Below are 14747 nucleotides of genomic sequence, written 5' to 3'. Positions count from 1 at the left end.
ACCCGGTAATGACAGCCGCTGCCAATCCCATTGGCGAAATTGCTCAGCCCGGAAACGAAAAATCCCCGCCGGAGCAGGGATTTTGGATCGGGGAAGCGGCGCGACTGTTTAATCGCTGCCGAGCATAACCTCCAGTGCGCGATTCAGGCGGTCGGCGTTGCTGGCGGATACGTCCTCTACCTCCGGGTGCAGGCACCACAGGGCAATCAGTTTTTCCAGCTCCTGTGCCGGCGCTTCTGTTTCTGTGTTGCCCATACCTTCGGTCAGGCGCTGCACCTGGATTTCCATCCTGCGAGGCTGGTCCTGTTCCGGGGTATCGGCGCCGGCGAGGATCTCCGCACGAATGGCCAGGTCCCGGCCCGACACTGCTGGCTGGTTCTGTGCCAGGCGGGCCCAGCTCTCAGGCGCGGTTTGCGGATCCAGGGAGTTGTCTACCCGGCCTGCCACCAGGCTTTGCCAGTCGTTGATTTTCTGTTTCAACTTACGGGTGCGGGCGGTCTGGGCCAGGCGCTTTTTCAGCTCCTGAACCTGTTCCCGAACCGGCTTGGACAACGGATTACCGGCCAGGCCGTTCAATTGTTCGATGGCGCCGGCGATGGACTGGTCATCGGAGTCAGTGCCAAGTTCCCGCAGCTGGGCAACGGTTTCGAGTGCCGCCTGGTCTGCCTGTTCGGTTGCCTCCTGCTGTGCGGAGCGCTGGGCATCGCGGCGGGCAAAGATCTGGTCACAGGCTGTGCGGAACGCCTGCCAGAGTTTGCGGTCTTCCCGGTGCCGGGTGATGCCGATGGCTTTCCAGTCGTTCTGCAGGGCCTTGGCTTGCTCCATGGCTTCCTGCAGGGGCTCGTGGCTGATCAGCGCCTCGGCTTTTTCGACGATGCCTTGTTTGAGGGTTTCGTTCTTTTTGCGCTCTTCGTCCAGCGGGCGCTCAAGCTGCTTCAGCAAGTCGTCAAAACGCTTCTGGATTTGCCGGTTGTCGCGGAAGTCCACGGGCCAGGCCGATTTCCACTCCTGCCGGGCAGTCTGGTGAATGCGCTCGGCGCCTTTCCAGTCGATGGCTGTCCAGTCTGCGTTGTCCAGGAAAGTAGCCAACTGGTCGCAGATGGCCTGGCGCTTCTGCAGGTTGGCCTGTTTAAGGTCCGATTTTGCCTCGAAGTAGGCTTTGCAGGGTTCGTAGGCCTTGTCAGACGCGGCCTTGAACCGGCTCCACAGGGCCCGGTCAGACGAACCGCCCAGTTCACGCCACTCGCTCTGCAGCTCCTTGATGCGCTCCGCCTTGGCTTCCGGCTCGATGGGTTGTTCTGCCAGGTATTCCATTTGCTCGCACAGGGATACCTGCTTGGGTTCGGTGGCAAAGCCCTGCCAGTCGCTGAGCTCCCGGAACTGGCCGGCAAGCAGTTGCATGCGGGCCTGGAAGCCACGACGGTTTCGGCCATCCAGTTGCTGGAACTGGTTCTGGGCGGTTTTCAGAAGTTGCTTTGATTCCTTGAACTGCCTGGCTTCCAGGGCAGCTTCCAGGTCCGGAAGGGTGGCCTTCAGAGCTGACATAACCGCGCTTTGCTGTTCCTGGTTGGCATCTGCCGGTTTCGCGGCTCTGGGTTTGCCGGCCAGCTTGCGTACAGGTTCCAGCCTGGCGGGCTGGGGGAATTCTGCCGGCCACTCCAGTTCCTTGAGCAGTTGCCTTGCAGCATCACGTTGCTCGTCGGTTGCCTCGTCTGATCCGGCCGCTTCACCCAGGCTGGCAATGCTGTCTTTCATGGTTTCCAGGCGGCGCACGGCACTCAGGTAGTTGCGCAAGCCCAGCATCTGCTGCTCGTATTCTTTCTGCTCCTGCTTGCTTACCTGGGTGTCACGGGTGGCCTCCAGCCAGCGGTTTTCCTGGGTTTTCTGCAGGGCGTCCAGGGCCGAGGCCGAAGGCAGGTCTTCTGCGGAGGCAGTTTGCAGGTCTGTCAGGGTCTGCTGGAGCAGTTCCAGGGTCTCGGTTCTCTGGCGGGCCTGCTCCTGGTGGCGCTTTTCGTCTTCCTGTACCTGTTTAAACTGTTTCAGCCGCTCCCGGCAGTCGTGCACGGCAGCCAGGAATTGCCCGGCCTGTTCGGCACTGGCGCTGGCTTCAACGCTGCGCCAGCTTTCCTGTGCTGCGTCGAGCCGGGCTTCGTAAAGCTTGGTGTCTTCACTGCGGGCCTGGTCCTGTACCTGGGTGATCAGGGCTTCGATACGCTGTTGTACGGCGGTTTCGGCGGCCTGCTGGTCTTTCACGGTTTGCAGGCTTTGCTTGATTGCCTGGTAGACACCCTTGTCCCGGCCCTTGGCCTGCTTGAGCACCTGCTGCAGGAGCTCTTCCTGCTGAAGGCCGTTGGCGGCTTCCAGGCGAATGGCAGCGGTTACGCCGTCAATGGCAAGCTGGGCGAGTTCGGGCTGTGGCGGATTGTTTCTGAGCTGGTTTTCCTGGGATTCCCGCAGAAGCTGTCGTTCGTTTTGGGCTTCCTGCTGGCTGGCCTCGGCCGCTTTTGGCGTGCTGTTTTTCGGAGCGCTTGCCGGGGTTGCCTTGCGGGATTTGAACAGTCTCTGAATGAATGCAGCCATATAAAGGTATCCTTCGGGATTGAAACCAGTCTGCGGTGGCGGCAAAGTGTGCTGCCACCGGCCACAAGCACGGTCGGGTGTGCCGGGCGGTGTGTGAAATCGGCCGGTAGTCTAGCGTTTTGCAAGCCATCGCGGAAAGGGGCTGTATGGCAAAAAGAGATGAAAATCCCGAAGACCAGGATTACAAGGCCCGCTCGGTGGCGCTGCGCCTGCTGGCTCGGCGTGAACACAGTCGCCACGAGCTGGCGCTGAAACTTCGCCAACGGAAGATTGAGCCGGCACTGATCAACACAGTCCTCGATGAATACGAGGATGAAGGATGGCTGGATGATCACCGTTTTGCCGATGTGTTTGCCCGGCAACGGATGGATGCGGGCTACGGGCCCCTGAGAATCCTGGCGGACTTGCAGCAGCGTGGGGTGAATTTCAGCCCCGGGTGCCTCAGTGAAACCACCGAAGAGCAATGGCTGGCATCGGCCGTGCGCCTGAGGGAAAGGCGGTTCGGGCTGGCAAGGCTGGATGATGACCTGAAAGAAAAGTTGCGACAGGCACGGTTTCTGGCCGGGAGGGGCTTTTCCCATTCACAGGTTGAGCGGGCACTGGAAGCGCGGGCTCCCGAAGACGAGTAACCCGGTTGGCCGGATTACAGTGTGGGCGGGATCAGCCCCAGCTCAGGTGGCAGTGCGGCTCGCAGGCTGGGTGAGCCCGATTCTGTATTGTCCGCGTTGTCGGAACCATTGGTTCCATCTTCGGCGCTTTCATCTCTGGCATTGAGGGCGGCCAGGTCTACATCGGTTTCAGACGGTTCTGGCAGCTCCGGTTCCGTGACCCTTACCAGCACATCGTAGTAGCGACGGATGTTCTGTACGTAGGCCACCGGCTCGTGCCCACGGGCATAGCCAAAGCGGGTTTTGGTGTACCACTCCTTCTGGGCCAGCAACGGCAGGAATTCCTTCACATCCATCCAGCGATCCGGGTTTTTACCTGCCGATTCCGTTAACCGTCGGGCATCTTCAAGGTGGCCATAGCCCACGTTATAGGAGGCGAGGGCAAACCAGGTGCGGTCCGGTTCCGGAATTCGGTCGGGAATTTTCTCGAGCACCCGGAGGAAATACAGGGCGCCACCTTTAATACTTTGCTCCGGGTCCAGGCGGTTACTCACGCCGATATAGTTGGCAGTGGTGCGGGTAAGCATCATCAGCCCGCGCACGCCGGTGGGGGAGACCGCATTGGCGCGCCAGTGGGATTCCTGATAGCCGATGGCTGCAAGCAGGCGCCAGTCCAGGCCGGTTTCCCGGGCGTAGCTTTCGAAGGTGGTCTGGTAGGTGGGCAGCCGGTTGTCCACGTGGGCCATGAAGGTTTGGGCACCCACAAAATTGAGCCGGTCCAGGTGGCCATAAAAACGCTCGGCCAGCTGCTCCATCTGGCCGCTATCACGCTGGGCTTCCATGAAGCTGGCGGCGGCATTGGCCAGCGAATCGTCCTGTTCCGCCGGGAACAGCCAAACCAGCTCTTCCGGCTCGTTCAGGGCGAAACCTTCGTAGACATCGGGGAAGAAGACGTGGTTCAGGTCGAGCTCGTTCGATGAAACCACCGCGTAGGCGAATTCCCCGGTTTCCACCCGGGCCAGAAGGCCAGCGGCATCGATTTCAGCGTGAACGGCAATAACCGGCGCTGGTTCGCCTTCCTGTGCTTCAAGCAGATGTTCGTGGTTGCTGTCAGCCAGCATGTGGACAGTATCGCCCTGCAGGTCGTCGAGGGTTTCTGGCCTGTCTGCATCCCGGTGGTAGACCACTACGGACTGAACACTGATGCCGGTGGGCACGGTGTGGAACTTGCCTTCGAACTCCGGCAGTCTGGCGAGCCCGGCCATGCCGATGTGGGCGTAGTTTCGGGACAGTACCGAGAGGATTTCGGAGTTGTCTTCAGCAACACGGACTCTCAGTTCTACGCCCAGTTCCCGGGCAAAGTCGCTGGCCAGTTCGTAGTCGTAGCCGGTTGTGGTTTGCCGTTCCTGGTAATAAATAGAAGGAGCTATACGGGTAATGACGTGTAGGACACCTTCGTTGCGAACGTCCTGAAGGGCAGTCGGCCGGGAGCAGCCGCTGACCGCCAGTGCAGCCAGCAGAATCAGGGCCACAGGCCTGTGGCTGGTTTTAAAGGTGCTGATCAATCGTGACAAATCCCTGCGCTCCGCATCATTCGACGTTCCATGCAGTCAGGTGAATGATCCCTCCTTGCCGGAAGGTGGTCAATTGATCTGTTCAATCCATGTGCAAAACAATGTCAATTGTACGCTTTTCCGGCCGGCTACCTGATGCTGTATCCCGCCGCCCGTTTCGAGTATCATGGCCGCCTTTCAGACGTCTCCCGATTTCGCGCGATACAGGTTGATATCATGCTTGAACTTCGCGGCGCTCCCGCGCTCTCGCCTTTCCGTTCCCGCAAGCTGCACTCCAGGATCCAGGATATTGTTCCGGATGTAGCCCATGTGTATGCCGAGTTCATGCACTTTGTGGATCTCGATGATGACCTCTCCGACGCGGAACACGCGATTCTGGACAGGCTGCTGACATACGGCCCCAGTGTACAGGTTGAAGAACCTGAAGGGGTTCTGTTCCTTGTGGTGCCCCGGCCGGGCACGCTGTCGCCCTGGTCCAGCAAGGCAACGGACATTGCCCGCAACTGCGGCTTGCGCCAGATTCGCCGGATCGAGCGTGGTATTGCCTATTATGTGCAGTCCAGCCGTAAGCTGGGACTGGAGCAGCGGGAAAAAATTGCCGCCCTGCTGCACGACCGCATGACCCAGACCGTCTTCCACGAAACCGGCGGTGCCGTGCTGCTGTTCAGCCACGATGAACCCCGCCCGCTGGGCCGTGTACCGGTGTTGTCCGGCGGCCGTGATGCCCTGGTTGAAGCCAACGCCCGGCTGGGCCTGGCGCTGGCGGAAGACGAGATTGACTACCTGGTGAAGTCGTTCACCGGCCTTGAGCGTGATCCGACCGACGTGGAACTGATGATGTTCGCGCAGGCCAACTCGGAGCACTGCCGCCACAAGATTTTCAATGCGTCCTGGGATATCGACGGGCAAGGCCAGGAGAAATCCCTGTTTGCGATGATCCGCAACACCTTCGAGATGAACAGCGAAGGCGTGTTGTCGGCCTATAAAGATAACGCGTCGGTTATCGAAGGCAGTGTGGCCGGGCGCTTCTTCCCGGATCCGGAAACCGGTGTGTACGGCTACAACAAGGAGCCGGTACATATTCTGATGAAGGTGGAAACCCACAACCATCCCACCGCTATCTCACCGTTTGCCGGTGCCGCTACCGGCTCCGGTGGTGAAATCCGTGATGAGGGCGCGACCGGTCGGGGTTCCAAGCCCAAGGCCGGCCTGTCGGGCTTCACGGTTTCCAACCTGAATGTTCCCGGCGATGAGCAGCCCTGGGAGATCGGCTACGGTAAGCCGGATCGCATTGCCTCACCGCTGGATATCATGATTGAAGGCCCGATTGGCGGCGCTGCGTTCAACAACGAATTCGGCCGTCCGAACCTGGCCGGCTACTTCCGTACCTTCGAGGAGAAGGTGCCCGGCGCCGCCGGTGAGGAAGTGCGCGGTTACCACAAGCCCATCATGATTGCCGGTGGTCTGGGTAACATCCGGGAAGATCATGTGGAGAAGGGTAATATCCCGGTTGGCGCCAAGCTGATTGTGCTGGGTGGCCCCTCTATGCTGATCGGCCTGGGTGGTGGCGCGGCGTCTTCCATGGACTCTGGCTCCAGTAACGAGAACCTGGACTTTGCCTCGGTTCAGCGGGACAACCCGGAAATGGAACGCCGCTGCCAGGAAGTGATCGACCGCTGCTGGCAAATGGGCGATGACAACCCGATCTGCTTTATTCACGACGTAGGTGCGGGTGGTTTGTCCAACGCCATGCCGGAACTGGTGAAAGACGGCGGCCGTGGCGGCAAGTTCGAATTGCGGGATATCCCGAGCGACGAGCCCGGAATGTCGCCCCTGGAAATCTGGTGTAACGAATCCCAGGAACGCTACGTAATGGCCGTGGCGCCGGAGAATATCGACCTGTTCGATTCCCTGTGCCGTCGTGAGCGTTGCCCCTATGCGGTGATCGGTGAAGCCACCGAAGCGCACCACCTGGAACTGGGCGATTCCTACTTTAACGACAAGCCGGTGGACCTGCCGATGGAAGTGCTGTTCGGCAAGCCGCCGAGAATGCACCGCAGCATTACCCGCTCTTCGTTCACCAAGCCGGTGTTCGATTCCACCAAGATCGATATCCAGGATGCCATTCGCCGTATTCTGCGTTTGCCGTCTGTGGGTTCCAAGAGTTTCCTGATCACCATCGGTGACCGCACAATTACCGGCCTTGTGGCCCGTGACCAGATGGTTGGCCCCTGGCAGGTGCCGGTGAGCGATGTGGCGGTTACCGCTGCCTCTTTTGATGTACGTACCGGCGAAGCCATGGCGATGGGCGAGCGCACACCGGTTGCCGTCATTGATGCGCCGGCTTCCGGCCGTATGGCGGTGGGCGAGGTAATTACCAACCTGGCCGCGGCGCCGATCGAAAAGCTTTCGAATATTCGCCTGTCTGCGAACTGGATGGCTGCAGCCGGTCACCCGGGTGAAGACGAGAATCTCTACGAGACCGTGCGCGCAGTCGGTATGGAGCTGTGCCCGGAGCTGGGTATTACCATCCCGGTGGGCAAGGACTCCATGTCCATGAAAACCACCTGGGAAGAAGACAACGGCGAGCAGAAGAGTGTGACTGCACCGCTGTCTCTGATTGTCAGCGGCTTTGCGCCGGTTACCGATGTAGCCCGCACACTGACGCCCCAGCTGAGAACAGATGCCGGTGAAACCGACCTGATCCTGGTTGACCTGGCTGCCGGCCAGAACCGCCTGGGTGGCTCTGCACTGGCGCAGGTTTATCGCCAGGTAGGTGCCGTAGCGCCAGACCTGGACGACCCGGAAGACATCAAGGCCTTCTTTGCGGTGATTCAGGGCCTGAACGGCGACGGCAAGTTGCTGGCGTACCACGATCGTTCTGACGGCGGCCTGTTTGTCACGCTGGCAGAAATGGCGTTTGCCGGCCGCACCGGTGTGGATATAAAGCTGGACGGCCTGGCGGAAGACAGCTCGCAATTTGCTCGCGAGCTGTTTAACGAAGAACTGGGGGCAGTCATCCAGGTGCGTCGTGACGACACCGAGTTTGTCCTGCAGCAGTTCTCGTCGGCTGGTCTGGGCGACCACACCAGTGTGGTGGGTACCCTGAACGATAAAGACCGCGTGCGCCTGACCTTTGCCGGCGACAACGTGGTGGATGAGTCCCGCACAGAGTTCCAGCGCCTGTGGGCGGAAACCAGCTATCGCATCCAGTCTCTGCGCGATAATGCGGACTGTGCCCGGGAGGAGTTTGATAACCTGCTGGACGCTGAAGACCCCGGCCTGAACGCCGAGCTGACCTTCGACATCAACGAAGACGTTGCTGCTCCGTTCATCAATACCGGTGCCCGGCCGAAAGTGGCTGTCCTGCGCGAGCAGGGCGTAAATGGCCAGGTTGAAATGGCCGCTGCCTTCGATCGTGCCGGTTTTGAATCAACAGACGTGCACATGAGCGACCTGCTCTCTGGCCGCATCACCCTGGATGATTTCCAGAGCCTGGTGGCGTGTGGCGGGTTCTCCTACGGTGACGTTCTGGGTGCCGGTGAAGGTTGGGCCAAGTCCATCCTGTTCAATGACCGCGTTCGGGATCAGTTTGCCGCGTTCTTCAATCGCCAGGACACGCTGGCATTGGGCGTGTGCAACGGTTGCCAGATGCTGTCGAACCTGCACGAGCTGATTCCGGGTAGCGAAGGCTGGCCTCGCTTTGTCCGTAACCAGTCTGAGCAGTTTGAAGCTCGCCTGGTGATGGTGGAAGTAGCGCAGTCTCCGTCTGCATTCCTGGACGGCATGGCCGGTTCCCGGATGCCGATCGCTGTGGCCCACGGTGAAGGTCGGATTGAATTTGCCGCAGCTAATAACGCCCAGGCGCTCATCGAAAATGAGCTGGTAGCCATGCGTTACGTGGACAACCGGGGCGAGGCGACGACTCGTTACCCCTACAACCCGAACGGTTCCGAGGCGGGCATTACCGGTGTTACCACCCGTGATGGCCGGGTGACCATCATGATGCCGCATCCCGAGCGGGTATTCCGTGCGGTTCAGCACTCCTGGCGCCCGGATGGCTGGCAGGAAGACGGCCCCTGGATGCGTATGTTCAGAAATGCGAGACGCTGGTTGGCTTGATCAACCCCTGAGTCCGTCTTGACAAAGCCGGCCTGAAGAGCTTCTGTTGGAAGCACCCTTCAGGCCGGTTTTTTTGTGTAAAAAAGTCCGAAAACTTGTCAGTCAAGGTCTTGACTCGCGAACTTTATGCACATTTTGCGGGTGCGTTGTGTGATCTGTGAACAGAGTCAGAGATTTACGCCTGATTTTTGTTCGACAAACATAACTTATTGAAAGATAACGATTAAATTAAATGGGCGATTTTGTCGCCAGTTTAAGGAAAGGTCAGTAACAATGGGGCTCAGGGACGGATTCCCAGAAAATATCCCCAGAGTTATCCACAGAAACTGTGGGTAAGTTTGGAAACCCTAATGCTGAGCGAAGCTTGATCAATCTGGAGCGGGCTATGTACAAGTTGTGTTACTTCGTGCCGGAGAGTCATTTGAGGCAAACCAAGCAGGCCCTGTTCGATGCCGGTGCGGGGAAGATCGGTGATTACGATCAGTGTGCCTGGCAATGCAAAGGGCAGGGCCAGTTTCGTCCGCTGGCAGGAAGTGATCCTTTTTTGGGCAGTCAGGGCGAGCTGGAGACCGTATCGGAGTACAAGGTCGAGCTGGTTTGCGATGATGCGGTGATCGGCAAGGCGGTTGCGGCGCTGAAGCAGGCTCACCCCTATGAGGAGCCTGCGTACGAGGTTTTCCGGCTGGAAAACTTCTGATCAGCCCTTCTTCGCCATCGGGTGGCGAATGTCTTTAATGTGCACGCCATAGCTTTCGCTTTTCATATCCTTGAGGAACAGCTCAAGGGTTTTTCGTACGGTAGGAAAGGAAATTTCGTCCCAGGGGATATCGTCGGGGGTGAACAGCTTTGATTCCAGGGACTCTTGCCCGGCGCCGAATTGCCCGTCTGTAAGGGTGGCGCGATAAAACATGTGCACCTGGTTGATGTGGGGAACATCAATAATCGAGTACAGGCCATGGATGGTAACTTCCGCCAGGGCTTCTTCCCGGGTTTCCCGGGCGGCTGCTTCCATGGTGGTCTCCGCGTTTTCCATAAACCCTGCAGGCAGGGTCCAGTAGCCATAGCGGGGTTCGATCGCGCGCTTGCATAACAGAATCTGGCCTTCCCACACCGGAACCGTGCCGGCAACAATGCGCGGGTTCTGGTAATGTATGGTCTCGCAGCTGACGCAAACATAGCGATGCCGGTTATCTCCCTCTGGAATACGTTGTTCAACCGGCTGGCCGCATGTGCTGCAATACTTCATTGTTTTCCCCGTATACTGAGTGTCCGTTGGTAGTCAGTTTAACGATCCGGACTGCCTGTGTCTCACTCAATATTGGCAAGTAACCGGAGTAAAGAGTGGAAGACCTGCTAACCGAACGGTTGTCCAAATACGCCCCCAGGCAACTGGCCCTGGATTACCCCGAAGCCGGCGTGCTCGTTCCGGTCACCGATGATCACCGCAACCCCGAGATCATTTTCACGCTCCGGTCCGAGCATATGAAAACCCATCGCGGGCAGGTTGCTTTCCCGGGGGGTAAACGGGATCCCGAAGATGCTTCCCTGGCGGAAACCGCGCTGAGGGAGACCCATGAAGAGATCGGCCTGCCGCCGGATCAGGTTCGGCTCATTGCGCCGCTCAGCCAGGTGATGTCTTTGCACCGGATTGTCGTAACTCCATACGTAGGCCTGGTGCCGGTTGATCACCCGTTACAGGCCAATCCGGCAGAAATTGAAAGTATCTTCCGTGTTCCGGTTTCTTTTTTCCTCGAGGACAAGCGGGAACGAACGGATACCCTCAGCTTCCAGCACAATACCCTTTACGTGCCATGCTATCGCTGGGAGCGTTATCAGATATGGGGTTTGTCGGCCGTGGTTCTGGTCGATTTTCTGAATGCTGTGTACGATGCCGGCATCGATATTCTTGAGCCGCCCCGGTAGGGCGACGGAGGAGTTCTATGTTTTATAGCCTGGGTCAGCGAAAGCCCGAAAAAGACGGCGATGGCCAGTTTGTCGCCCACAACGCCACCGTGATTGGCAGCGTCAAGCTGATGGAGAAATCCAGTATCTGGTTCAATGTGGTGATTCGTGGCGATAATGAGTTGATCACCATAGGCCCGGAATCAAACATCCAGGACGGTTCGGTTCTGCATACCGATCCGGGTATTCCGCTTACTATTGGGCGTGGTGTGACCGTCGGGCACAAAGCGATGCTGCATGGCTGTCAGATCGGGGATTATTCGCTTATTGGCATTAATGCGGTGGTGCTCAATGGTGCAAAGATCGGCAAGCATTGCCTGATTGGCGCGAACACCTTGATCCCGGAAGGAATGGAAATTCCGGACGGCTCCATGGTGATCGGTTCCCCGGGCAAGGTTCGTCGTGAGCTGAATGAAAGCCAGAAGAAAATGCTGGAGTTCGGTGCGGCTCACTACGTGAAGAATGCCGAGCGTTACCTGGCTGATCTGCAGCAAGTCGAGATTTAACCATGAAAACTGCCGATAAAGTGCGCTCCCCCTGTGTCAGCATTTGTGCGCTGGACCAGAATGACACCTGCATAGGCTGTCAGCGAACCGGGGATGAAATACTGCGCTGGACCATGATGACAGACGAGGAGCGCCGGGAGGTTCTTCGAAAGGTGGCTGAGCGTGAAAAGAAAGTTGCTATCTAATCTATACACAGGAAGACAGATTCAATGACTGGTTCAGAGCAGACTGTCCGGATTGGTACACCGCTGAAGCCTGGTGCAACACGCGTGCTTTTTTGCGGCTCAGGCGAGCTTGGTAAAGAAGTGGTAATGGAGTTGCAACGCTACGGTGTGGAAGTGATTGCCGTGGATCGCTACGAAAATGCACCGGCCATGCAGGTCGCCCACCGCAGCCATGTGGTTGATATGCTCGATGGCGCGGCACTGAGGGCGGTCATTGAAAAAGAACGCCCGCACCTGATTGTTCCTGAAATCGAGGCCATCGCAACCGCTGAGCTGGTGCGGCTTGAAGAAGAAGGATACAGGGTTGTTCCGACCGCGCGTGCCGTCAATCTGACAATGAACCGCGAAGGTATCCGCCGCCTGGCTGCGGAAGAGTTGGAGTTGCCCACTTCAGCCTACCGGTTTGCCGGCAGCCGCGAGGAGTACCTGGCTGCCGTCGAAGAAATCGGGCTGCCACTGGTGGTCAAGCCGGTAATGAGTTCTTCGGGTAAGGGGCAGAGCCTGGTAAGAGACAATGCGGAGATAGAAGCGGCCTGGGAGTATGCCCAAACCGGTGGCCGGGCAGGGAAGGGGCGTGTCATCATCGAAGGCTTTGTGGACTTCGATTATGAGATCACCCTGCTGACGGTTCGCCACCGTGATGGCGTTTCGTTCTGCGATCCCATCGGGCACCGCCAGGAAGATGGTGATTACCGGGAATCCTGGCAGCCGCACCCTATGGCTCCCAAAGCACTTGAACGCTCCATGGAAATTGCCCGGGCGGTTGCCGACAACCTGGGTGGTTACGGTGTCTATGGTGTGGAGCTGTTTGTAAAAGGCGATCAGGTCTGGTTCTCGGAAGTATCCCCGAGGCCACACGATACTGGCCTGGTTACCCTGATGTCCCAGGACCTGTCCGAGTTTGCCCTGCACGCCCGGGCTATTCTTGGTTTGCCTGTTCCGGTAATTCGCCAGCAAGGACCAACGGCTTCGGCGGTCATTCTTCCTGAAGGCGAGTCAGTTGATGTCTCATACAGTGGAGTAGAGCTGGCACTTGCTGAGCCGGATACCCAGTTGCGGTTGTTTGGCAAGCCGGAGTTGAAGGGGCGTCGTCGCATGGGGGTGGCGCTGGCAAAGGGGAACTCTATAGAGGAGGCCCGGCAGCGTGCTTTAGCTGTTGCGGATGCTGTTAAAGTAGAGCTTTAATGATGTGCCTGTAGCCGGAGTGTTGGCGGCGAAAAGGACTTTTCAAAAAAGTTTAAGGCAACCGTTGACACCTGTGCTGAGGTCTGTAGAATGCGCATCTCGCTTGAGGGGCAACGCCGGAAACGGAGCAAAACCTCAGCGATAACCGATTGAAAGTATTCGAAAAATTGCTTCAGAAATTATTCGAAATCAACGGTTGACAAGGCGGCGGAACGATGTAGAATGCGCGGCCTTGATTGAGCAACAGCTCAAACGCTCTTTAACAAGTTAACCAAGTAATTCGTGTGGGCGCTGGCCGAGGTATTTCGGATACGAAATATCAGGACAGTGACTCGTCGAAAATTGAGTTTTGTCTTGAGCAAGAATTAAGAACTTTCGGGTTCTTGTATGATTTAAACTGAAGAGTTTGATCATGGCTCAGATTGAACGCTGGCGGCAGGCTTAACACATGCAAGTCGAGCGGTAACAGGGGGTGCTTGCACCCCGCTGACGAGCGGCGGACGGGTGAGTAATGCTTAGGAATCTGCCCAGTAGTGGGGGACAACAGTCGGAAACGGCTGCTAATACCGCATACGCCCTACGGGGGAAAGCAGGGGATCTTCGGACCTTGCGCTATTGGATGAGCCTAAGTCGGATTAGCTAGTTGGTGGGGTAAAGGCCTACCAAGGCGACGATCCGTAGCTGGTCTGAGAGGATGATCAGCCACATCGGGACTGAGACACGGCCCGAACTCCTACGGGAGGCAGCAGTGGGGAATATTGGACAATGGGGGCAACCCTGATCCAGCCATGCCGCGTGTGTGAAGAAGGCTTTCGGGTTGTAAAGCACTTTCAGCGAGGAGGAAGGCCTTAAAGTTAATACCTTTAAGGATTGACGTTACTCGCAGAAGAAGCACCGGCTAACTCCGTGCCAGCAGCCGCGGTAATACGGAGGGTGCAAGCGTTAATCGGAATTACTGGGCGTAAAGCGCGCGTAGGTGGTTTGGTAAGCGAGATGTGAAAGCCCCGGGCTTAACCTGGGAACGGCATTTCGAACTGTCAGACTAGAGTGTGGTAGAGGGTAGTGGAATTTCCTGTGTAGCGGTGAAATGCGTAGATATAGGAAGGAACACCAGTGGCGAAGGCGGCTACCTGGACCAACACTGACACTGAGGTGCGAAAGCGTGGGGAGCAAACAGGATTAGATACCCTGGTAGTCCACGCCGTAAACGATGTCAACTAGCCGTTGGGACTCTTGAAGTCTTAGTGGCGCAGCTAACGCACTAAGTTGACCGCCTGGGGAGTACGGCCGCAAGGTTAAAACTCAAATGAATTGACGGGGGCCCGCACAAGCGGTGGAGCATGTGGTTTAATTCGACGCAACGCGAAGAACCTTACCTGGCCTTGACATCCAGAGAACTTTCCAGAGATGGATTGGCGCCTTCGGGAACTCTGAGACAGGTGCTGCATGGCCGTCGTCAGCTCGTGTCGTGAGATGTTGGGTTAAGTCCCGTAACGAGCGCAACCCCTATCCTTGGTTGCTAGCAGGTAAAGCTGAGAACTCCAGGGAGACTGCCGGTGACAAACCGGAGGAAGGTGGGGATGACGTCAGGTCATCATGGCCCTTACGGCCAGGGCTACACACGTGCTACAATGGCGCGTACAGAGGGCTGCCAACTCGCGAGAGTGAGCCAATCCCTTAAAACGCGTCGTAGTCCGGATCGGAGTCTGCAACTCGACTCCGTGAAGTCGGAATCGCTAGTAATCGCGAATCAGAATGTCGCGGTGAATACGTTCCCGGGCCTTGTACACACCGCCCGTCACACCATGGGAGTGGATTGCACCAGAAGTAGTTAGTCTAACCTTCGGGAGGACGATTACCACGGTGTGGTTCATGACTGGGGTGAAGTCGTAACAAGGTAGCCGTAGGGGAACCTGCGGCTGGATCACCTCCTTAAACGAAGCCGAATGCTTCGGTCAGAGTCCACACGAATTACTTGGTTGGCTA

General features: G+C 57.8%; 10 protein-coding genes and 1 rRNA gene. 8 read left to right on the top strand and 3 right to left on the bottom strand.

What is annotated here, in order from left to right:
- Positions 1-108: 108 nt before the first annotated feature.
- Positions 109-2580: a DUF349 domain-containing protein gene (locus B9Q17_RS14515; RefSeq protein ID WP_094625750.1), complete on the bottom strand. Its 2472-nt coding sequence runs from the start codon at positions 2578-2580 to the stop codon at positions 109-111.
- Between the two features lie 146 nt (positions 2581-2726).
- Between B9Q17_RS14515 and B9Q17_RS14510 the strand changes: the two genes are divergently transcribed.
- The gene (locus tag B9Q17_RS14510) at positions 2727-3209 is read left to right on the top strand and encodes a regulatory protein RecX (RefSeq protein WP_022989620.1); all 483 of its coding nucleotides are present in this window, start codon (positions 2727-2729) and stop codon (positions 3207-3209) included.
- Positions 3210-3223: 14 nt separating this feature from the next.
- On the opposite strand, the gene mltF is transcribed toward B9Q17_RS14510, so the two are convergent.
- The gene (gene mltF, locus B9Q17_RS14505) at positions 3224-4762 is read right to left on the bottom strand and encodes a membrane-bound lytic murein transglycosylase MltF (RefSeq protein ID WP_094625749.1); all 1539 of its coding nucleotides are present in this window, start codon (positions 4760-4762) and stop codon (positions 3224-3226) included.
- A gap of 216 nt (positions 4763-4978) precedes the next feature.
- Here mltF and purL point away from each other — a divergent pair, with 216 nt between their 5' ends.
- Positions 4979-8884: a phosphoribosylformylglycinamidine synthase gene (gene purL, locus B9Q17_RS14500; RefSeq protein ID WP_094625748.1), complete on the top strand. Its 3906-nt coding sequence runs from the start codon at positions 4979-4981 to the stop codon at positions 8882-8884.
- Between the two features lie 385 nt (positions 8885-9269).
- Entirely contained in the window at positions 9270-9581 is a 312-nt protein-coding gene (locus tag B9Q17_RS14495; RefSeq protein ID WP_094625747.1) for a YqfO family protein, read from the top strand.
- Here the strand turns inward: B9Q17_RS14495 and B9Q17_RS14490 are convergent, their stop codons facing one another.
- Positions 9582-10130: an NUDIX hydrolase gene (locus tag B9Q17_RS14490; protein ID WP_022989616.1), complete on the bottom strand. Its 549-nt coding sequence runs from the start codon at positions 10128-10130 to the stop codon at positions 9582-9584. It lies immediately after the preceding gene.
- Positions 10131-10225: 95 nt separating this feature from the next.
- Here B9Q17_RS14490 and B9Q17_RS14485 point away from each other — a divergent pair, with 95 nt between their 5' ends.
- From B9Q17_RS14485 to B9Q17_RS14465, 5 genes are all read left to right on the top strand, one after another.
- The gene (locus tag B9Q17_RS14485; RefSeq protein ID WP_094625746.1) at positions 10226-10807 is read left to right on the top strand and encodes an NUDIX hydrolase; all 582 of its coding nucleotides are present in this window, start codon (positions 10226-10228) and stop codon (positions 10805-10807) included.
- Positions 10808-10824: 17 nt separating this feature from the next.
- Positions 10825-11352: a gamma carbonic anhydrase family protein gene (locus tag B9Q17_RS14480; RefSeq protein WP_094625745.1), complete on the top strand. Its 528-nt coding sequence runs from the start codon at positions 10825-10827 to the stop codon at positions 11350-11352.
- A 2-nt stretch (positions 11353-11354) separates the two neighbouring features.
- Positions 11355-11537 carry a DUF1289 domain-containing protein gene (locus B9Q17_RS14475; RefSeq protein WP_058340698.1) on the top strand — a complete coding sequence of 61 codons (183 nt, stop codon included), beginning with the start codon at positions 11355-11357 and terminating at the stop codon, positions 11535-11537.
- 24 nt (positions 11538-11561) lie between these two features.
- On the top strand, positions 11562-12761 hold the full coding sequence (gene purT / locus B9Q17_RS14470; RefSeq protein ID WP_094625744.1) for a formate-dependent phosphoribosylglycinamide formyltransferase: 1200 nt from the start codon (positions 11562-11564) through the stop codon (positions 12759-12761).
- Between the two features lie 394 nt (positions 12762-13155).
- Positions 13156-14696 (top strand): 16S ribosomal RNA (locus B9Q17_RS14465).
- Positions 14697-14747: the final 51 nt, after the last annotated feature.

It is taken from the genome of Marinobacter vinifirmus, assembly GCF_002258215.1.
In the GTDB taxonomy this organism is placed as follows: domain Bacteria; phylum Pseudomonadota; class Gammaproteobacteria; order Pseudomonadales; family Oleiphilaceae; genus Marinobacter; species Marinobacter vinifirmus.
This window is presented reverse-complemented; position numbering and strand designations above follow the sequence as displayed.

Coding starts and splice junctions, on each gene's coding strand:
- B9Q17_RS14515 (WP_094625750.1), bottom strand. CDS start 2,580: ATGGCTGCATTCATTCAGAGACTGTTCAAATCCCGCAAGGCAACCCCG.
- B9Q17_RS14510 (WP_022989620.1), top strand. CDS start 2,727: ATGGCAAAAAGAGATGAAAATCCCGAAGACCAGGATTACAAGGCCCGC.
- purL (WP_094625748.1), top strand. CDS start 4,979: ATGCTTGAACTTCGCGGCGCTCCCGCGCTCTCGCCTTTCCGTTCCCGC.
- B9Q17_RS14495 (WP_094625747.1), top strand. CDS start 9,270: ATGTACAAGTTGTGTTACTTCGTGCCGGAGAGTCATTTGAGGCAAACC.
- B9Q17_RS14490 (WP_022989616.1), bottom strand. CDS start 10,130: ATGAAGTATTGCAGCACATGCGGCCAGCCGGTTGAACAACGTATTCCA.
- B9Q17_RS14480 (WP_094625745.1), top strand. CDS start 10,825: ATGTTTTATAGCCTGGGTCAGCGAAAGCCCGAAAAAGACGGCGATGGC.
- B9Q17_RS14475 (WP_058340698.1), top strand. CDS start 11,355: ATGAAAACTGCCGATAAAGTGCGCTCCCCCTGTGTCAGCATTTGTGCG.
- purT (WP_094625744.1), top strand. CDS start 11,562: ATGACTGGTTCAGAGCAGACTGTCCGGATTGGTACACCGCTGAAGCCT.